Consider the following 21,622-nt stretch of genomic DNA (forward strand, 5'->3'; position numbering starts at 1 on the left):
CAAAGAGGAGGGTAATTTGCGTTGACGGCTAAAACCTATTTGTTGACATTTCGCGCCATCGTTATGGCATCAACGGATAACCCGTTATGCCTCTCGCCATTGGCTGGGATTTACGCCCTTCCAACGTAAAAAGGCACGTGTAAACGCACTTACTTCTGAATAACCCAACCGGTAGGCTATTTCAGAAATGGTTAACGTGTTGTAGGTCAGATAATAGGTGGCTAGGTCTTCGCGAACGGTTTCGGTCAAAATTTTAAAGGAGGTATTTTCTTCTTTGAGACGGCGTTGTAGCGACCGAATAGGCAGATTAAGTCTCTCTGCAACCTGCTCGATGCTGACCTCGCCTGAAGGCAAGCACTCAATTATCTCGTTTTTAACCCGTTTGGTTAGGCTAATAGGTGCCAGAGGTCGCCCTGCCATATCTTGAAGCATGCCCAGCAACACGCCATTGAGCATTGAGTCGGCTTTACTCATGGGCGTATCTAAGCAGGATTCACGAAAACGAATGACATTGCGTGTCTGTTGGAAGCGAACATCGCAGGCGAAGGCATCTCGATGCGGCCTTGCATCCACAAGCGCCGGGTGTTGAAAATCAACGCCCAGTGGCGCCCAGGATTCACCCATGGCACTTTTTACGACGTTATTGAGCATTCCTAACGTCAATTCGGCATCTTGTCGTCGATCTAAAATATCACCGTCGAGCAATCGGTACTCAAGCTCACAAATTCCTTTACGGACGTCCAATTGCAGTACGCTGTTGCGTTGGAATACAGGAAAGTAGGTCTGCATACCGTCTAAGGCGTCTCGTAAAGTCGCCGCGGTCGTTGCATAAAACCCAAATGCACCCAATCCATCGGGTTGAAATTGCTCGCCAAACCATAAACCAAAGTGTTCATTGCCCGTAGACTTTGCCGCCTCATGCATGGACAAAATGTACTGGCTCAGCGAAATATGGCGATTAGGTTGTTTGTATAGGTCGGGGGCTAAGCCTGAACGCGCCAATACTTGCTCGCTTTTACCACCTTGGATATCGATAAACCTATCCAAGCCAACGGTTACCGAGGCAATAACACTGGATGCGTTTTGTTTTTGCGATGAAACTTGCAATGAATTGATCATGACCAGACCCCCATTAGGATAATCTCTGATCAGCAATAAGGGTACCACTCTCGGAAAAACCGATAACCTATTGAATCATAAAGATTTTTTGTAGAGATTCAGTGCTAGTGCTGTTTTATAGTGCACTAAAATGCGTCGTTGGCGCACGACGATACATTAAGAAGTTATAAACACCTCTACAGAACTTTGATTTGCTGCCATAAAAAAAGCCGCATGCCAATCTCCATGACACGCGGCTTTTTAGGGGTGCGTTTTAAAAAATTGAAGCTTACTGAACGGTTACAGTGGTTACAAAACCAACCGAGGCGGGGTAGCGCACCAAGCTGGTTGTTACACTATCTCTGACCGTGGTTTGCACCTGCGCAGTATCTCCTGCTGAACCGACAATTTCAAAAATCAGATTCACCAAAGGCACTGAGGCAGTCGGCGCTGTAAGCGAAGTCTGATTCGACACCACAATCGCGTAGTTACCGTCGTTATTTTGGTGGCTACTGAACAGACCACTAAAATCTCCATCCGCGGCGGTAATATCCACCAGCGATAAAACCGCAGGATCAAAACTCACTTCAAACTCAACACCACCCATAGGATCTGCACCCGCAAAGAATACAGCAGGAAGCGTAAGTTGTTGGCCGGCAGAGACAGTGACATTGTTTTCGTCAAAAAACACATCACCAATAAACTGTGCGTTGGCGCCTTGCCAACAACACAGTAGAACCATTGCCATTAATATTTTTGAAAATTTCATTAGTTTGGCTCTCCTACGCGGATGGTTATGCTAAGCGTCTCGCCCTGATTTAGACCTGCGGTACTAATTTCGGTTGATCCATCAAAACGAATTCTTGTGCGATCTACGGGATCGTTAACAATGACCTCATTTGCGTCAAAGATGACGACGATAATGGTACCGCCAAACATTGCTGATGCACGGCCAACAAACTCAAGCTCGTTAATGCCAAACGGCAGTTGGTAAGTGTTCTCAAGCAATACGTTTGGATCTTCGGCAATCACGGTAGACTCGCCATTGATACGAAGCTCAAAGATATCATCTTTGATCGACCCGTTATCGCCAAAGCGAATTCGAATCGGCATAACTCCACAGGTAATCTCCACCGATTTTTGCTGCACAAGATCGCGAATTTGTACCTGCCCATTCACATCGGCGAATTGAACAAAATTAGCATCTCCGGGCGCAAAACAGCCAAAGTCTGCTTGATCAGGTGCGGTCACCGATAGATCACCACCAACCGCCGAATTAGCGTCAAAAATTCGTGTGGCATCTAAGGTAATACTTTGATCAATAAACAGAGCCAGATACTGAGAGCCCACATCCGACAGGATTCCAGTGACTTCTGCCGCAGAGGTTGGTTGACCAGTAACAGCCGAGACCTGGCTGGTTAGCAATGCCAGTAAATCGTTACCGAGCAAATCCAACAAATCTACAAGAGCACCGTTTGAGGCTCGACCTGCTAGCAAATTACTGATGACTTGATCGGCAAGAATTGCCTGCAATTCAACATCACCGGTGCCAGAAATCATCTGAGCATCCACAAAGCGTCGAACGGTCTCGCCACCAGTGACATCCAACTGCGGAGTAATTTGCGAGCGTTGACCCACCATTTGCTCGGTTGGGTTCGCCAGTAAACGCAGGCGCAATTCGGTATCACTGAACAAGTCGGCAATGGTTGATGCGAAAGCAAGTTCGGAGGTAACCACCGGACACTGCTCCGTCCAAGCGGCAACGGCATCGGCCGGTAGGCTTTCTGACAGCACCGAAACCTCTAGGGCATCGCAGCTCAAACCAATCAAGGTAGTCGCAGCGCGAGTTAGATCAAAGGTGTCTTGCAAATGACACAACGATGGAACTGTTTCACTGCACACGTCTAACAAACCGCTTGGATTTACCGACGTGCCGTTGGTAATGGCTTCATCTGTGGTACTTAATAGACTGCGGAATGCGTCTAAACCATTTGCATACAATGCCTGTTGGAGCACGGCCGCCAGCGGCGAATCGTTATTATCGATTAGCAGTAATCGGAATTGATCAAAGGTTGTCGATAGATTTGCACGACCGACCGTCAAAGACGCACCCAATACAGCAGAGTTTTGACCAGTAACGCTCAGGTCAGATAGCAATGCATCCAGCGATAATTGTTGCAACTCGAAGGCTCGCTCGAACTCATTCAAGAAATCCATTACGTCGATGGTCGCATCTGAAGGTGGCAATGGCTGCTCACCGAGCTCAACGGTAAAGGTATCCGACAGGATATTGCCACCGCTTTGAACATCTACCTGCACGCTTGCGGTTACGCCCGCCAGGCTGGCCTCAGCCGGAATGGTGAAGTACACGTAACCTTGAGCAAATTGCGTGATCGATTGCGCGGCAAAACCATTGACGGTAATCGCTAACGAATCGAGCGGCGCTACCAAGTTTGGCGAAATAACCAGAGCGCTACCGCCCGGGATATTTTGTGGTGGTGAAATAAAGCGCGCGATAAAGTCTTGCGAGGCGACAATACTGCACAGTAATTCAACGTCAACAAGATCGAAATCGGCGTCTAGATCGATATTCGCGGCGATTGCCTCATCGCGATCGGCTGCGTCTCGCAAACCACCAAAGCGCTGGGTTGCCAAAACAACGTCCACCAAATCGATTTGACCGTCGCCGTTCAGATCACCAATGGTTGGGAAGCCAAACTCCTCTGGGAAAGGCTGACCTGAATTGCTGATCACTACCGATAATTGATCGGTAACAATCACATCATCACCAACAAAAACCTGCGCGGTGACTTGTACCGTTTCTTCGGTGGCAAAGCTGAAGCTCGCCGAAGGTGTGCCGGTATCGGTAAAGGTGAAGCTTTGACCATCACTGGTTGTAAACACCACGCGATCGAAGTTGGCATTTATCGGCGCCACTGTGGCAACAAAGTTTAACGTTTGGCCAGTAACAGCAATAGAAATAGGCGCATTCAGAGCCACAAACTCAGGTAGCTGTTCCATAGCTACGATACTGATTGGCGTTGTTATGAACGACTGGAAGCCAGAGAATACTTCTGCGGTTACGGTGAAATTGCCAACCGCATTAAAGACAATATTGGTTGAATCACCGACTACACCGGTAACAGTATCAACAACGTCACCGTTACCGTCTGCGATGGTAAATACCACTCGATCAATCGGGCTGGTTTGTGGCGTGATGGTCACATCAAAGCTCAATGCTTCGCCCAAAATCACTTCGCTGGCAGAGCTGGTCACCGTTGCCGAAATAGGCTCTGCAATGGTGATACTTGAGTTGGTTTCTATAACTTCGTCACCGATAAACACGCGGGTGGTTACATCAAAATCGCCCGCAGTATTAAAGGTGATGTTGGTGGCAGCGCCAGTGGTGTTACCCGCAATAGGAGTCGCTAGGCCAGAGACCACATATTCAATACGTGTTACTAAATCTAGGGCTTCCGCTGGAGTTAACACCGTGGTAAACGCTACTTCGCCGCCAGTTAGTGCTTCGGTTGGTGCCGTGACAGTGACTTCCGGTAAATTCGCGTTAACACTGAAGCTGCCCGCGTCGATTACCTCGTTACCAATAAGCACCTGAGCAGACACTGTAAAGGCACCAGAAACTGGGAAATCTAGGTTAAATGGACTGCCGTCTACTGGGCCGTTTACCACACGATCTGCAATCGCTGGATCATCGCTCGTAATGGTGTAGACGATGCTATCGGCGACCGTACCTTGTGGCGATAAGCCAACGGAGACTGGCACGCTGTCACCCACGATAATAGTGGCAGGCGCAAATGTGGTGGTAATCGCAGGCAAGGATACAGCTACTGCAATTGGATCACTGACGGTGGTTTCGCCATTCACGGTAACTTCACCAACAACGCTAAAGTTGCCCGCGGTTGGGAAATTAATATTAATCGGCGAGCCATCAAGCGGTGCGTTCACAACCTGTTCTGCGCCGGTATCGGTGTTGGTTACGCGGTAAATAAATGCCGATGCGTTAGTGCCGACCGGTTGAATATCCGCCGAGAACGACAGCGGTGAGTTAACAACCGTTGCGTTCGCTGAGCTGATTAAATCAACGCTAACTGGATTTGCAACAGTAATTGAAGACACATCTTCAATGACCTCGTCACCTACAAAAACGCGGGTAGTGACGGTAAAAGTACCCGCAGCAGGGAAGGTGATATCGGTTGCGGTGCCATCAGTTGTACCTTCTACCGTGCGCTCAACACCGTTTTCGGTGATGACATATTGCACACGGTTAACCAACGCCAGCGCTTCGCTTGGCGATACCGTGGTGGTGTAAGCAACAGGTTGGCCGGTTAACACTTGTACTGGCGCCGTAACCGTAACCTCTGGTAAGGCTGCATCAACACTAAATTCACCGGCGTCGATCACTTCGTTACCAATAAAGACTTGCGCAGTTACGGTGAAACCACCCGCTCTTGGGAAATCTAATTCGAATGGGCTGCCATCAACGGGGCCTTCAATCACACGATCAGCAATCGCCGGATCGCTGCTTGTGACGGTATAAACAATACGATCGGCAAGGGTACCCTGTGGTGTTAGCTCAATGGCAACCGGAACGGAACCGCCCACTAAAACCCCACCCGAGGGGAAGTTAGTCTGTAGCGTTGGCAAGGTTGCCGTAACAGTAACAGGCGAACTGGTTGTCACTTCACCATTAACGGTTACTTCACCAACCACGGTAAACTCACCAGCGTTAGGGAAGGTAATCTCGAAGGCGCTACCATCCACCGGAGCTGTAATGATTTGCTCTTCACCGGTAGCCACATTAGTGACTCGATAAACAACACTGTCGGCAACAGTGCCTTGGGGCTGAATATTTGCGGTAAAACTGAGCTCTCCGCCAACCACAGTCTCGGTTGCAGAACCGGTAATCGTGGTGCTAACAGGCACAGCCACATCAACCACAATTTCTTCGGTAAGAACTTCTTCGCCAATGAATACTTGAGCAACAATCGAAAACTGACCCGGATTGGCGAAGCTAATTTCGGTTGCGGTGCCTTGGGCATTACCGGCAACCACACGCTCAACACCGTTTTCAGTAATTACGTATCGAACTTCGGTAACGAGGTCTGCAGATTCAAGGGGAGTAAAGCTTGATGTGTACAGCAGCGTTTGGCCAATCAAGGCATTGGTAGGCCCAGTAAGGGTCACGGTCGGTAATGTTGATGAGACAGTAAACTCGCCAGCATCGATAATTTCATTGCCAATAAATATTTGCGCGCTAACGGTAAACTCGCCTGCGGTTTGAAACTCCAGATCGGCAACACTGCCATCAACGGGACCTTCAACTTCTATTGGCGCAACCGTTGGATCGCTGCTGGTAATGGTGTAAACCACCCGATCTGGCACCGTACCTTGGGGTTCTATCTGAATAGAAGCCGGTACCGTTTGGCTAACCAAAATATTGCTGGCCGTAAAATCTGTAGTAAACGTAGGAAGCTCAACAGTGACAGATACCGATTCACTTAAAAAGGTATCGCTGCCCACCAAGATTTCGCTAACAACCGTAAATGTACCGGCATCAAGAAAATCAACCGCAAATGGACTGCCATCTACCGGCGCTTCAACTTCACGCTCTTCTCCGGTTTCGGTATTGGTAATGCGATAAATAACGCTTTCAGCAATTGTGCCGTCAGGCTGGATATTGGCTTCAAAAATAAGCGGACTGCCAACAATAGACTCAACAGCGCTTGGAATAATCTCAACCGTCGTTGGAGTTTGAACCTCAAAGGTAAACTCGTCGGCAGCAACAACCACTCCATTTACAAACGCTTCCGCTCTTACGCTAACCGGGCCGGCGTTGGTAAAACTAAATTGCGCGTTGACTCCTTCAACAACTTCAGTGCCTTGGCTGGTCGTTGCTGTAAATACAACACGATCAACTTGAGTATCGATAGGAGAAAATAGGGCAGAAAAAACCACAGGCTCGCCCGCAAAGATTTCGGGACTTGCAGATTCAATTTGCAGAGCAATAGGCTGGGTTACAACAACCGTAGATTGCGCCGAAGCAACGACTTCTCCGCCAGAGATAACGCGCACCGTCACCGAAAAGGTACCGGCTTGATCAAAACTAATTTCTGCCGGGCTACCTTGAATGGTGCGACCATCGCTGGTGACAAACTCAATGCGATCTACATTCGCATTTGCCGGAAAAACTTCAACTGAAAAAGAGAAGGGATCACCAACTTCGCCGGTTTGCGCACTACTGGTTATCTCGGCCGATACGCCGTTGGGCGTTTCTGTTGGATCGGTAGGATCACCGTCGTCGCCGTCACCTTCGCCACCGGTGCCACCATCGCCTGAACCGCCGCCACCATTATCGGGTGTTTCACCCGAGCCGCCGCCGTGAATAGATTGATCAACATTGGGACCATCAGAACAGGCAGCCAATAAAGCAATTAAGGCTGCAATTATAAAGTGGTTGGTTTTCATTGAATTTCCCTATTTTCGTTGCAAGGCAACGCACAAACTACTTTTTGTTTTGTTCCTAAAAATCCTTTCCCTATACCAATAGGGTTTATAAACAAGGAGCAAATTCGTGGAATGCGATTTATTGTGCGACCGAAGCTGCCTAAGGTTTTATAACCTTTAGATTTAAAATTTCGCAAAGATTATATTTTCAACTAATAACACTCTCAACTGAATTATTAGAATTATTCGTTTTTCTGTACTAAACGATATAAGTATTCTCTTACAAGATAACGCTTTTTTATTGTTTGCTAATATTTATACGTAAAAAAAATGTAAAAGTTGAATGGTCACAACAAACAAACCTGACCTTAACCGATTATTTTTCAGGTATTAATCCATTTCGCCTTACACAGGTAAACACACCTGTATTAAGGATTCAAAAAGACACAAAAATAAAAACGTATTTAGGCGGCGACTTAGAATCAACATTAAAAACAAAAGGAAACTCTGATTAACCTAGAGTTTCCAGCGACACAAGGATGTGTCGCCAATTTCAAGAACGGTAAGTGATTGAAATTGTGAAGAAATTGGAAATCGCATTTTCAATTTCTGCCCTCCTAGACTCAGACCATTTCTGTAACGCTAAGTAATTCCCATCACAGAGAAACCCTAAATTATCCCAGGATAAACAAGCAGTTTTTAGTATGCCAACGTCTAAAGAATGAAATCCATTACAACCAATTGCAGCAGAAGGGTTCGGAAATTACACACAGAAAGGATTTTTGATCGATCGATACAGATTTATTAATCCTCCAAACTCAATGGGAAGACGTTCAAAAATGTCAGAAAACTTTCTGATAATTATGTTGCCCATTCCGCAAGAAACCGCAAAGTCGGTAGATATCCATAAAGCAAATTATTTTATCGATAAAAGGTTCAGTGAAGAAATACTCAGGCAGATGATAATAAACAACTGAAAGGAACGCCCCTGATCAAAAAAATCAACATAGATCAGAGGCGTCTGAAAAGTTATAACGCAGACTGATGATCGATAAATCCATCATCTAATAAAACTTGAAAATTAGTGCTCGCTACAAGTGATCCATCTAAATTAAATATTTCTACCTTCCAATTACCCGCTAAGGAAGCTTCGACGGAGCCAAAACCCTGGCTTAATATTCCGGTTCTCTCCTTACCCAAATAGACAAACTCTTGCCACGTTTTCAAATCGGCATTATTTAGCTCGCCAGCTCCGGTCGAATCTAATTGAGACCATTTGATCCGTAGCGCAGATTCACCCGAATTGCTGGAAGATACCTTATTCACTCGAATCTTAACCGCATAGTTCACGCCATTTGCCATAGTGACCTTATCTGTACGCTCTGTGATTCTGTTGAGAATAGTGAAAAGACCTGAGGAACCAAAAGTACCTTGCTCAGTAATTTTACCCTGCACAATAGTTGTATTAATCTGCAATAATTCGTTCAAGGCGGAGGTAATTTTCAACTGCTCCTGCGAGCTAAAATTGCCATAATCTAGAATATCAAGAAATGTCGATGAGACTTTTCGTTTTACCTCTCTAGACGATCCGTCTGACTCGTTAATGTACTCAATTAAGTAGTCAAAACATTGATCTAAATTTCTAAGATCAGTTTCGCTCGTACAATATATTAATGCCAATTTTAAATTAGCCGAATATTCCCCTTGATTCTCAGATTTATGATAGAGATTTATTGCTAAATTTATATCTGATGCTTCGGACTCCTTCGCAAGTAGATATGTCGCTTTAGCGTAACCAGCATCAGATGCAGCTTGCAAATAAGACAAGCCTTCTTCTCTGGACTCCTTCTCTCCCAGCAAATATTGACCATAACTATATCGGCTATCATTATCACCCAGATCAGCTAAGAGTTTTAGATAGCTGTTTCTCAGTAAATCGTTGGGGTTTCGAGACATGCGGCCTGACTGTCCATCGACCAAAATTTTTAGCTCTTCGATCTCATGATCTCTAATGAAGTCTAGGTGCAACTGCTCACGTAAAAATCGATCGACCATTAAAACTTCATGTCTTGACTTACCATAGGTTTCTGTACCGTGGCCTGTATTTTTATAAATATAATATTCGTAATTTTTTCCGTATTTATTTAAGAGATAAGCTAAACGATTTGACTGCTCAAATCCGGCAATAAAATCTGAGTCACCAGCCACTACTAGTAATGGCTTTTTAATTTTATCTACCATTCTAACGGGTGAGTTTATTTTTAACTCTTCAGAAAGCTCACCAACTGTAAATTCCAACTTTTTGTTGTAGTCATCGACTAAATTCAATGTACCACTACTAAACAATAGAGGTAAATCATAAACACCGTACATTGCAACGGCACAATCAAATATTTCTGGATGTAATATCGTCAACATTACTGATGAATATCCACCGTAACTTTTTCCTATAGCGCAAGTTTTTTCAAACTGATATTCACGCCGCAAATCATTTACGGCGGTCATAATATCTTGTTCAATAATTTTACCGAACTGCCCACGACCAGAATTTAAAAAATCTAAACCAAAGCCTGAAGAACCTCTAAAATTAATTTGAAGAACTGAAAAACCCCTGTTTACGTAAAACTGAGTCTCAATATTAAAATGAGCGACATCTCTTACTCCGACAGGACCCCCGTGCGGCATAACTAATAAAACACCATTACCATTATTTTTAGGTTTAGTATATATCGATTCTACTCTTTGTCCGTCTGCCGAGACATTCACTCTAGCCTCGGACTGCGCAAACTCAGCCAAGTCTAGTAGTTCATTAGAACGTTTAATTAATTCAGCAATCTTCTTTTCGGAATCAAATAAATAATAAGCGCCAGGATCATCACTAGCAGAAACATATAATAATTTAATATTATTCTTCTCAGATGAAGCATGTATATATACCTGTTTACCAGGAAAAGACTCTTCTAAAGAAGAAATTTCTACCTGATTTTTACTTTTAAAATACTCAGTTTTTAACTCTCCGAGTTCTACATATGCTATAAAACGAACAGCGCCGGCACTATCAACTTCCGCATCTTCTAGATCATAAATATCATGACCATATAATGTTTCTTCGATTTTTTTTGTTTTTTCATTGTAAATTCCCAAAGAAACTTTATCGGTAATTAAATTACTAAGCACTGCTACGCGATCATTTTTAAGAGCAGCTATAGGCGTAAATGTTTTTTGTTTATCGCCACTGTAGATATTTTTCCAACGATGATCTTCACGAGTTTTAGACCAAACTTGATATTCGTTCTCTTTAATTTTTGCACCAAACATTGTCGCACTTGGTCCATGCCACTGATAAAAATCAGCGCCCGATAAAGGTTCCATAACCTGATGATCTATGGGAAATTTATTGTTTAATAAATTTTCAACCGACAACTTATGAATAGTCGTAAAATTATCCTCGAATCCTATTTTCACAGCCACTACGTAATCAGGCTCACGCGGCAACAGGTCTAAAACCACGCCTTTAAAGTAAATTGTTTTTACTTCTACAGAAAAAGAGTCATTTTGCTCCGCGAGTTTAGCAACACCAATATTGATAGGCGCCTTATTATTAAGCCTATACGAAAAGAATATTGTCTTGTCATCAATCCAACCAAGTCGGTATATTTGTGTTTCAGCATTAATTTTAGAAATTATTTGCGAATATTGTTTTTTAGGGTAAAAAACCTCTAAATATTTTTCTTTATCTGATGTTATTGCTGCCACAAGCAATCCATTTGGACTCAAACGAGCTTTACTGATTGAAGATGGACGAAACAAGTCAGAGACATCAATAGCCTTAGCAAAGATTGATGAAGATGCGAAAAGCATTAAGAATAATAAAAGCATAGATTTCATTATTTATCCTCCTTGATATTACGAACAAACTCAAAAAAATCATCCTCCCCCGGGCCTACATAGGTGATCAGGCGCTCTCCAATTAACTTCGAATAATAAGTTTCTATAAATTCGAGGGCGCTTGAGGACTCGTTGGACAGATAAAATTCTTTATGTAAAGAATCAATTTTAAATTCTCCCACATAATTTATTTTTTGAGGAACAACATCAAAGGACCAATACTTTTTATAAAGTTCGTAAGCGGAAATTTCATTAAATTCAATTCGACTAAATCGATAACTCCCCGCAGGAGCTTTAAACAATACGTAATTGCTTCCCTTACGCAAATCCTTTTCAGTTAAAACGAAATTTTTTTTTACCTGTGATACTTAATTCTCTCACTTGGTATTTGGTATCAATAGAAAGAAAAACGTATCCATCTTCTTCGGATATTTTTTGTTCTTGACCAGCTTTTATATTTTCAACTTCGGTTACGGCACAGGAAAAAAGCAATGGTATTAAAACAATTATATACAGTGCTTTTAATGCAGCTTTGAAAGAAGGGTTGGCTTGATATAATTTTTGGAAAGTCATACGAGCATCAGTAATAGTAGAATAGGGCTATTTAGCAAAGGAAATAAACTAAAGTGTTAAAGACCTTTACCTGCTAGCCCTAATACTAATACCTTTTAAAAAAACATTAAAACCCACTTTTAACTCTTAATAAAAAACCCCCGCAGGCCCTGGAAATACCACCGGTGTTTCGGAGCCATCTTTGGCCACGGCGCTTACGCCAAAGAAGTAATTGTCGATAACAATATTTTTTAATTCAAAGCTATTAACGTTTCCTACGTAGCGTGAATGTGTCCAAGTGGGTTCTGTGGTCAGTCGCCAATAGACTTTGTACCCGGCGAGATTTTTTGCGGTTTTTTTATCGGCTTCTTGCCATTGAATTTTTGTTGACGGTGACACAGCACCTTCGATGGCAACGCCCTGTGGAATTGGCGGTGCGGCTGCGATCCCAGCCATGGTGATGGCATTTAATGCGGTTAATTTCGCGGCGTAACCTGCGTTTACACCGTCAATGGTGTCGCCATAAACAACGCCGTTTTCGGTGCGTAAGTCTTGATGCTGACGGTCGTAGTGTTCGTGGGTTTCCATAATACGCACGCCCGGAAAGCCTGCTTCGTTAAAGGGCCGGTGATGGCCTCCACGGCGGAATCGGTCGAGGCGATACACCATCATGACGTTTAGATTAGCAATGTACTTTTCGCCTAAGCTTTTTACGTATCGGGCAAGATTTCGAGACGGAGAATCAACTTCGCCACCGGTAAAGCGCCGTAAATTTGCTTCTTCGGGTGTCTCTACGGCGCGGGTGCCTTCGGAAAAAACCCGAACCGTGGAGTTATCAATAACTCCGTCTATGCCTTCAATATTCGAAATCATGTCGTTATTGAGTATGCCGACCAGTTGCCACTGTTGATCTTTTGCGTATTGCGCCACGATTTTTCCACCAAACAAACCTTGCTCTTCACCGGCAAGCGCCGCGTAGGCGATACTACCGGCAAACTTATATTGGCTGAGGACTCGCGCAGCTTCTAGCACACCTGCAACACCAGAGGCGTTATCGTTAGCGCCGGGGCTAATGGATGTCGCGTTCATAACATCAGAGACTCGGCTATCGATATCGCCGCTCATCATTATCATGCGATTGGGATCAACAGCACCTCGCTGAATAGCAACCACACTAACCACTTCAGTTTTGTTAGGAATTCGGGTTTCGCCTTCAACAAAATCAGACACATAATGAATTTCTAAACAACCACCACAGGCTTTCGATATGGTCTCGAACTCCTGGTAAATCCAACTGCGCGCGGCACCAATACCTGTAGTTTTACTGGTGGTATCAGACAAGGTGTGGCGCGTGCCAAAGCCAACCAGTCTTTCTATGTCACCGTAAATACGATCGGCGCTAACCGCTTCGGCAATATCATAGAGTTTGGGCACTTCGCTTGGCGGTGGTACAAGCGCTTCACCGTGAGCACTTAACACCACGGTAGCCGATAACGCCGCAAAACTACGTCCCAAGTATCGCTTTAGCTGCTTCGCTAAAAAGGGATCGGTCGAATGATCTAAGATTGAAACGCCGCGCATACCGCTCTCCAAATTTGTGGATAAATTTAGAAATTAACGATTGCTTTACAAAAACCCTCATTGATTGCTGAGTCACCGTATTTTACCCGTGCGCACCAACAAACTCTCAGTACTGGCCTGCCTATGGATTATTAATATTCTGTTCTTGAATATTAACGGTATTTTTAATTCAAAGTTTTAGAAAATACCTGACATTATTTAGGTGATTTACGTCCATTTTACAAAATCACGTTGCGAATAATATGTGTGAAATTTAAAGTAGCTTCGCGGTATAAGAGTTTATTTTTTGTACCCGACAAACTTATTGAAATAGGTTGTCGAACGCTTTAGTAACATATAAAAATCTTTGATTTCCTTATTTGTTAGATAATTAAAGATTAGAAATTAGAAATAAAGTTTTAATTTCGCTGTAATTTCGGAAAATTATCGATCTTGGGATTGATAGCATTGATAAAAGCAGTATTGAGTTTAATCGACTTTTATTTTGGGAATCCTTGATTTACTCCTCGCGATTTAATCTGATTTTCTGAAAATAAATTTGATTAAAATTAAGTTCATTTTTCTGTGTTTATATCTACTGCACCAATAAAAATACTTTGTTTGTTCATAAGCGCTCACAGCTACTAAAAAACGACTCTAAGAAACTTTGAAAAACGTATTATTCACGCAATCAGAATTTCTTTTATCACCTAAACCATAATTTAGGGAAGCTTTTTGGCATGGACAACGTAAGTAACCATCTTCGACTATCGCTTATGGCCGACATATTGGCGCTAAATTCGCAATCTACGCATCAAGAAAACGACAATATCTTAAATAAATTATTGACCTGCGTACGCAGTCATTTAAATATGGAAGTTGCTTTTATTTCTGAAATTAAAGACGGCTTTCGTATTTTTCGCTACGTAGACTGCGAGAAAAACTTTCAACCTATTACCATTGATGGCTTTGATAAACTCAAAAACTCTTATTGCCAAAGAGTTTTAGACGGTCGGCTGCCCGAATTAATTTTAAATGCTATTGATCACACAAGTGCGCTTGAGCTACCAGCAACCAACAAGTTACCCATTGGCGCCCACGTGAGTGTGCCACTGGTTTTTTCTGACGAATCCGTTTACGGCACCTTTTGTTGTTTTAGTCGAAAGCCAAACTATCAGTTAAATGCTCGCGATTTAGAAACCGTTCGCTTTTTATCGTATTGCGCTGCTTTAGTGTTGGAAAAAAATGTTAAACATGCCAACGATTTTGACTGTCGAAAAAACCAAATCAATGCCATCTTAGCTACGTTAGACTTTTATCCAGTCTTTCAGCCTATTTACTCTTTAACCGATCACAAACGGGTAGGTTTTGAGGCATTAACTCGATTTAATAATTTTAAGTTTTCTAGTCCAGACTTATGGTTTTCGCAGGCTAAAAATGTGGGATTATTGTCGCAACTAGAAACCGCTGCGATAGAAAAGTCGTTATTAAACTTTGGCGATAGTGAAGTTTTTGCCAAACGCGACAAATCGGAATATCTGTCATTAAATTTATCGCCAAGTACTTTATTGGAGAATCAAAACCAGTTTGATTATTTGATTAACAGTAATCACAACGTTGTTATTGAGCTAACCGAGCACGATGTTATTGAAGACTATTTAGAAATAAATTCCATTTTAAAACCGTTGCGCGATCGCGGTGTTAAATTGGCAATTGATGACGTGGGCTCAGGTTATGCGTCGCTCAAGCATATCTTAAAATTAAAACCCGACATTATAAAAATTGACCGTGAAATTATTCGCTCGATTCACGAAAATAGAGATGCCCAACTCCTTACACAGTCGTTGGTAGAATTTTCACACGCAATGGATTATCAGGTAATTGCCGAAGGTATTGAAACTCAAGAAGAACTGAGCATGCTGAAGACATTGAATGTACACAGAGGGCAGGGATTTTTCTTGGGTATGCCGTTAAAAGAAATTGCTTAGTAGGCATGTGGCATTATTGATCTGCAAAGTACGAACGCGTTCGTTAAGATTCTCGTCTGCACAGCGTTGCGTTTAAAGAAGCATCACCAATTACAAAATTCAGTGATGCTTTTTCAATAATTACTGGCTAAAACATTCTTGCTGTACCAGCTTGTCAGCTTCTATTCGCACCGAGCAATTCAGCAATGCCGAACCGCCTTGGTTAAAATAAAACTCAATGGCAAAATGCACCGCTTGATCATCGATTTCTAGCGACTCCAAAAAAGCACCTTGTGAATCGGCAAAGGTGTATTTCTCGTCCCCGTATTCAAAGCCCGTTACTTCGAGCTTTTCTAACAGCGTTAAATCCGGTGTGGCGATACGCTCGATCACGATCTTAGGCTCAATTTCCATATTGTGGCGAAGCACGCGAATTAACTGATTGTTAACACGTTTTAGCTCAATTCCCCAAACGCTTAAAGGCACGTCGGAGCTTAAACCCGACGCGACGGGTTGCTGTGCGCAGGCCAACATCGGTAGTTGCAAAGCAAACACTGTTACAAGTAACACTGATTTTTTAACAGGAAACACACCAAACAAACGATTTATCATCTTGCATTAGCCAAAAAACGAACACGACGATTAAAGCGATCTTGCGGAACATTTTGCCAACGACCGCGATCACCAATGAGATCTCTAAATTCTACCAAGTTATTGTTCACGGCAGGAGCCTGAATAAACCGACGTGCCGCGCCGGTGTAATCGCCACGGAATTTTAAATCGACCAAGATATCCTTGATGGCTTGATGGGTAGTGTCCCAATTGAGCTGGCCATAGAGATTGACCACGTCACTTTTGCCAGAGATTCGACGCACCTCAGACGCTTCGAGCTCGTAACTGATTTCGAACAACCTCAATTGTGCAAGTGGTGTAATTTCGAAGTCTAGCAAGTCGTTATCAACGATAAATTGATCGGCTCGATTGCCTTGCAGAGTAACCGCGTTAACCAATACTTCGGTTTTGGTTTTATCGATGCCAGCAACCATAAAATCGGCGCGAACTTGACCTTTGGTTTTAGTCTTCATGTCATAACCTCGACCCAAGGTTAGACCGGAACTTGCCGATGGCACGTGTAATTTTCGACTGTGAAAGCGACCACCTTCTTGGCCTTCCGCCTCCCAAGTAACCGTTCCTATCGTAGGATTTACCAGAGGCTCTGGCGTAAATACGTTCGATAAGATTGTCGATAAAGTAGAAAAGGTGCGACCACCCGGATCAACACGTCCATCTGGACGCGCGCTGTTCAATCGCACTCTCTGAAAGTCGCTGATGGCGACATTGAGTTGTTCTTTAACTTGATCAACCACCGGTATGGCAGCTTGATTGTTTTGACGTCGATAGACGTTGAGTAAGGCTGTAACTAGGCGCACATCGGCGGCATTATTACGGCCACCAACACCTACCGAACCTGAAATTCGAATCGTTGGCATCGCTTTCCCTCATCTTAGTAAGTCCGTCAAAACAACCTTTAAACGCGACGGAATAAACGATAGGGCGACTGCGATTTTCTTTTAACATGACATTTGGCATTTATAAAATCTAACTCAACATCTGCATTGTTTTTATTTAAATGTCTCATCAATAAACAACAAACCAGATGCATCTTATTAAAACTGCCCAAATTCAGAAAACCGGCAATCTACCCTTGCTTGACCAAGAATTCTAGTTGTTTTGCAACCAACCCATTGATGACGGCGTTATCAAATTGAATATTTTTTACAGATGCAGGATCAAAACCTTCCCTTGTGAACTCCGTTGCGTTCAAAAAAGTGTAATTTAAATTAGCACCGGTCAAGTCCGAACCCATAAACAACACACCATCTAAATCTGCACCTTCAAGATTGGCGTTTTTGAGATTAGCGTTAAGCACCGACGAGTTGGATAAATTCGCTTTTATCAAATTAGCACCTTCAAAATTACAGCCATCCAAGTTGCAGTTTTTGAGTTGTACGCCGCTTAAATCTGCGCCTGAAAAATCCAAGTTCGATAAATCCAAAGAAATTAACACCTGATCTTTGTAGCGCGAAAAATTCTTGGTTTCACGCAACCTCGATAATTCTTTTTCGGTTAAATTACCGGAGACATAACGCTCTTCTTTCACAAAATCGGCATTATTGTGGTAACCACCACGCTCCCAAAAACCCAGTTGATCTTCTTTAATTAAACGAATTTCTTTCAACCATTTTAAGCTTTTGTAGAAATATTTAGACGGCGCAAAGGTACGTACCGGAAAACCGTGCTCCGCTGACAGCGGCTCGTTGTTGACCTCGTGAATGATCAAAACATCGTCGTTAAGGCAAACATCTAGCGGTAAACTGGTGTCGTGATCACGATCCGAATAGGCGATAAATTGCACAAATTTCGCCTCCGATTGCACACCTGCCAAGGCCAACACATCTTTCAGTGCTACTCCGGTGAAACTGTTACCCAACTTACTCCAGCGCGTTACACAGTGAATATCAAAATGCCAAGTCTGATGACCAAACTTCAAATAATCCTGCCAAGATAAGGTTAACGGGGAATCCACCAAACCCGTAATCTGCAACTGCCAGTTATCGTGCGTTAACTCAAAACCGGGACTGCTTTCACCCACAACGGGGAATTTCTCGGTGATTTGCTGGCGGGGAGGAAGCTGGCTCATAAAAGAAAAGTACCGGATTGTATAAAGTTATCGTTAGCTCGGAGTAATTTGCCTAAATGACGTATTACCGTGTGTAACCTGTAATACATATTGGAACAATTTCAATCACTTACTGTTCTTGAAATTGGCGACACATCCTTGTGTCGCGAGAAACTCTAAGTTAATCATAGTTTCCTATTCTATTATCTGACGAGATGTGAGATTTATAAGCATAAAATTCTATAAATATCAGAGATTTAAACATAGTTCTCTCATAACCAATCAGTCTTTAAACAATAACAATACTACGAACTAGCTCACGTAAACTACAGCATGTAACGTTAGAGTTCATAGCCCAAAATTAAAAGTAAATTGAAAAATGTGGAGAGAAGTATGACGGACAAAAAACGCGACATTACCGAAGTGAGCTTAGAAGAGATTTGCGAACTAGCCGCTCAGGCCGGTCAAGAAGCTGCGCGTGAAAGTTTAGAAACCGGTTTAGAGATACTTTCAGAAGAAATAGCTACAGGCCGATTCGTTTTTGAACGCCTCGATGAAAATGGCCAAATAATAAAGCGCTATGTAACCAAGGAAGAATTAGATAAAGAAATCGACGAGCACGATCTCTCTTAATTAATATCCTAAATAAATTACAAAAGGCCTATAACGAATACTTCAAAACAATATACGTCTCTTGAAAACTCTAAACTCCTAATTTTGTAATTAATTATAGGAAACTCTGATTAACCTAGAGTTTCTCGCGACACAAGGATGTGTCGCCAATTTCAAGAACTGTAAGTGATTGAAATTGTGAGGAAATTGGAAATCACATTTTCAATTTCTGCCCTCTGATTAAATCAAGGATGAGTTAATCAGAGGGTCCTATAGTTTTACGAGGCGATGTTATCTAACTCATTAACAACCAAACACCTACACCCACCATTAAACTGCCAGATATTCTATTTATTATGCGCACGTTTTCTGAATGACCTAAAGCTCTTTTTAATGCTTTTCCGCCGGTTGCGTATAGGCTCATGCATAAAAATTCCGACACCATAATAATGCCCACTATTACCATTAATTGTTGCGTCATGGATTTATTGATATCGATAAACGGCGGTAATAAAGACACCATAAACGCCCAGCCTTTTGGGTTGGCAATGGCGGTTAAGAATCCTTGGGTAATTAAATTCCAATTTGCGTTTGTATTTATATTTTCTGGTGAATCACTGAGTGCTAAACGACCTTTCGATCGCCACATGGATACACCCAAATAAAACAGATACAAGGCACCAACAATTTTTAAACCGGTGAATAACCACGGATAATTCAACATTACCGACGACACACCCAGCACCGCAGTTATCGCAACAATACCCACACCAATGACTTCACCCAACATCATCCATAGGGTTTTGCGGTAACCAATACTCATACCCAAACTCAACGCTAAGGTCATACACATACCCGGCGTGATGGATATAAATAAAATGGTGGGAATAAATACACTCAGTAATGCTAGGTTCATTTACAACTACTCGAAATCAGAGATACCCAAGACGAATAAAAAGCTCTGATCGCCAAATTTTTGATTAGGTTAATGGTTAAAAAACGGTAGTTTATTGCGAGAGAGTTAAGAGTTTTTTAATAGTGACTTTTTTGTAGATCAGTGTGCTCGTTATTTTAATAAAATAAGTGATGCAAACTCGGATTATTGATAACCCCATTTTTGGGGAATCTACCTAAATGTTCGCGACGGCAAATCTAGCCGCCAGAATGAAATTTCAAAAAAAGCATAAATACTTCAAGCGAATTAATATTTTAAATGCGCACTATGCAAACGCATTTGTCTGCCCTTTAACTCCATTCTAAAACCAGATTTGGCAGGAAGTTTCAAGAAGTTTAACCGTAGAGTTTTTAGTCTTTTTTATCTTGGGATTTCTTATTCTGTTCTGGTATGTTGGTTCACCATCTAACAACACTTCTAACCAATCACACCCGTAGGGTCGGCTGCCGGAGTAGTCGCACATTCAGGGAGAGGCAAATTGGCCAGTCAAATCATTGCATTGGCAAACTGCTGGGGCACGCGTTACGGCGGAATCAACACGTTTAACACGGGGCTCATGAAGGCCTTGGGTCAACGGGAAGACCGCGACGATTTCAAACTGATTTGTATCGTCGACGCCGAAAGTGCCACGGAAGACGATAAAGCACACGCCGAGCGTAGCGGAGTCTGTCTGTTGGAAGGCAGCGCGGATATGCTCTTAAGCAACGCAGAGGCAATAGCAGAGACAATAGAAGCGGTCGCACACCTGATCGATGTTAAAACACCAACGTTATGGCTTGGACATGACGATAAAACCGGCCCCCTGGCACTGGCTCTGCGCGAAAAGCTGGGTGGTAAGGTCGTGCTTTTTAATCATATGGCCCATGTTGCCTATCAAGGTTTCAAGAAGGGCGACAGCCTGAGTGCTGATGAGAAAAAGGAACGCCAGCGCAACCTCTTTCTTCAGGCTGACCATGCAATATGCGTGGGCCCTCGTCTGCATGAAGAACTGACCGACTTGCTGGCTACGTCGCCGAACCGGCCAACAGTGACTATGCTCATGCCGGGGTTGGATGAACCGAGCGACTATGAAGTCGAATACCGAACCACCCAGCCGGCAAGTTTTCGCGGCTTTGCAGCCGGGCGACTGGGGCCCGAAGATGATAGAATTAAACAGGGGCGCCTCGCCATTCGTGCTTTTGTCGAAGCGGTTGAAGATCAAAAAACGACAAACATTCTGACCAAGCTATCGGGCACCCCTCGCATTTGCCTGATGGGCGTTGAGAATGAACAAGAAAGCGAGCTTCGGCCCACTCTTGAAGAGTGGGCCAAGCGGCAATTGCAGGTTGAATTAATACCCTTCACCGCGGACAGACAAAAGTATTTTCACGAACTGGCAAGCTCCAGTTTCGCCATGATGCTCTCCTGGCACGAGGGATTCGGGCTGGTTGGTTGGGAAGCCATCGCCGCGCGCGTACCCCTGATATTGGGAAAAAATTCCGGGCTTTGGCAGTTTCTTGAAGGCAAAACCGGCGCTGCCTATATTGGGCAAAGCATCTTTCCGGTTGATATCCGCGGGCATTTGTCTGACAACGACAATAATGAGAACCACCGCCCAGAGGATGTTGAAGCTGTTAAGGATGCGATTGAGAAACTCGCTGCGTCTGGGGATAATGCAAAAAAAAGCCGCGATCAGCTTGTACAACCTGATTATCAAAGAAGGCTGGACGTGGCAACGGGCGGCAACAGATTTTATTGCTTGTGTAGAACCATTTCTTGCTCCAGAAACGCCCCCAAGTCACACCGGCGATTCAGCACAAGTCGAGCCCTCTCGTGAAAACTCCAACGACGATTCCGCCGAACACG

Annotated in this window: 14 protein-coding genes; 3 read left to right on the forward strand and 11 right to left on the reverse strand. The window is 43.4% G+C overall.

The annotated features are described in order from the left end of the window. Positions 1 to 84: 84 nt before the first annotated feature. The 7 genes from qhpR to ACYQ2C_RS12220 form a co-directional block, all read right to left on the reverse strand. A complete protein-coding gene (gene qhpR / locus ACYQ2C_RS12190; protein ID WP_460102913.1) occupies positions 85 to 1,119 on the reverse strand; it encodes an AraC-like transcriptional regulator QhpR in 1,035 nt (344 codons plus the stop codon). A gap of 268 nt (positions 1,120 to 1,387) precedes the next feature. After that, a complete protein-coding gene (locus tag ACYQ2C_RS12195) occupies positions 1,388 to 1,867 on the reverse strand; it encodes a cohesin domain-containing protein (RefSeq protein WP_460102915.1) in 480 nt (159 codons plus the stop codon). Continuing rightward, entirely contained in the window at positions 1,867 to 7,584 is a 5,718-nt protein-coding gene (locus ACYQ2C_RS12200) for a beta strand repeat-containing protein (protein WP_460102917.1), read from the reverse strand. Before ACYQ2C_RS12200 ends, ACYQ2C_RS12195 begins: the two co-directional genes overlap by 1 nt. 1,008 nt (positions 7,585 to 8,592) lie before the next feature. Next, complete coding sequence (locus tag ACYQ2C_RS12205; RefSeq protein WP_460102919.1) at positions 8,593 to 11,451, reverse strand: prolyl oligopeptidase family serine peptidase; 2,859 nt, start codon at positions 11,449 to 11,451, stop codon at positions 8,593 to 8,595. Further along, positions 11,451 to 11,753 carry a hypothetical protein gene (locus ACYQ2C_RS12210; RefSeq protein ID WP_460102921.1) on the reverse strand — a complete coding sequence of 101 codons (303 nt, stop codon included), beginning with the start codon at positions 11,751 to 11,753 and terminating at the stop codon, positions 11,451 to 11,453. Before ACYQ2C_RS12210 ends, ACYQ2C_RS12205 begins: the two co-directional genes overlap by 1 nt. Positions 11,754 to 11,784: 31 nt before the next feature. Then, positions 11,785 to 12,024 (reverse strand): hypothetical protein, encoded by a 240-nt coding sequence (locus ACYQ2C_RS12215; protein ID WP_460102923.1) that lies wholly within the window; start codon positions 12,022 to 12,024, stop codon positions 11,785 to 11,787. A gap of 126 nt (positions 12,025 to 12,150) precedes the next feature. Further along, entirely contained in the window at positions 12,151 to 13,584 is a 1,434-nt protein-coding gene (locus ACYQ2C_RS12220) for a M28 family peptidase (RefSeq protein ID WP_460102925.1), read from the reverse strand. A 719-nt stretch (positions 13,585 to 14,303) separates the two neighbouring features. Between ACYQ2C_RS12220 and ACYQ2C_RS12225 the strand changes: the two genes are divergently transcribed. Then, the gene (locus ACYQ2C_RS12225; RefSeq protein WP_460102927.1) at positions 14,304 to 15,551 is read left to right on the forward strand and encodes a sensor domain-containing phosphodiesterase; all 1,248 of its coding nucleotides are present in this window, start codon (positions 14,304 to 14,306) and stop codon (positions 15,549 to 15,551) included. A gap of 120 nt (positions 15,552 to 15,671) precedes the next feature. On the opposite strand, the gene ACYQ2C_RS12230 is transcribed toward ACYQ2C_RS12225, so the two are convergent. The 3 genes from ACYQ2C_RS12230 to ACYQ2C_RS12240 form a co-directional block, all read right to left on the reverse strand. Continuing rightward, a complete protein-coding gene (locus ACYQ2C_RS12230; RefSeq protein WP_460102930.1) occupies positions 15,672 to 16,142 on the reverse strand; it encodes a hypothetical protein in 471 nt (156 codons plus the stop codon). Then, positions 16,139 to 17,020 (reverse strand): lysozyme family protein, encoded by an 882-nt coding sequence (locus ACYQ2C_RS12235; protein ID WP_460102932.1) that lies wholly within the window; start codon positions 17,018 to 17,020, stop codon positions 16,139 to 16,141. The genes ACYQ2C_RS12230 and ACYQ2C_RS12235 overlap by 4 nt, the downstream gene beginning before the upstream one ends. Before the next feature lie 209 nt (positions 17,021 to 17,229). Next, complete coding sequence (locus tag ACYQ2C_RS12240) at positions 17,230 to 18,231, reverse strand: molybdopterin-dependent oxidoreductase (RefSeq protein WP_460102934.1); 1,002 nt, start codon at positions 18,229 to 18,231, stop codon at positions 17,230 to 17,232. A 372-nt stretch (positions 18,232 to 18,603) separates the two neighbouring features. On the opposite strand from ACYQ2C_RS12240, the gene ACYQ2C_RS12245 reads away from it, so the two are divergent. After that, entirely contained in the window at positions 18,604 to 18,843 is a 240-nt protein-coding gene (locus ACYQ2C_RS12245; protein WP_460102936.1) for a hypothetical protein, read from the forward strand. Positions 18,844 to 19,117: 274 nt separating this feature from the next. Here the strand turns inward: ACYQ2C_RS12245 and ACYQ2C_RS12250 are convergent, their stop codons facing one another. Beyond that, complete coding sequence (locus ACYQ2C_RS12250; protein WP_460102938.1) at positions 19,118 to 19,738, reverse strand: LysE family translocator; 621 nt, start codon at positions 19,736 to 19,738, stop codon at positions 19,118 to 19,120. A gap of 517 nt (positions 19,739 to 20,255) precedes the next feature. On the opposite strand from ACYQ2C_RS12250, the gene ACYQ2C_RS12255 reads away from it, so the two are divergent. Then, entirely contained in the window at positions 20,256 to 21,593 is a 1,338-nt protein-coding gene (locus tag ACYQ2C_RS12255) for a glycosyltransferase family protein (RefSeq protein WP_460102940.1), read from the forward strand. Positions 21,594 to 21,622 lie beyond the last annotated feature (29 nt).

Source organism: Sessilibacter sp. MAH3, assembly GCF_054658275.1.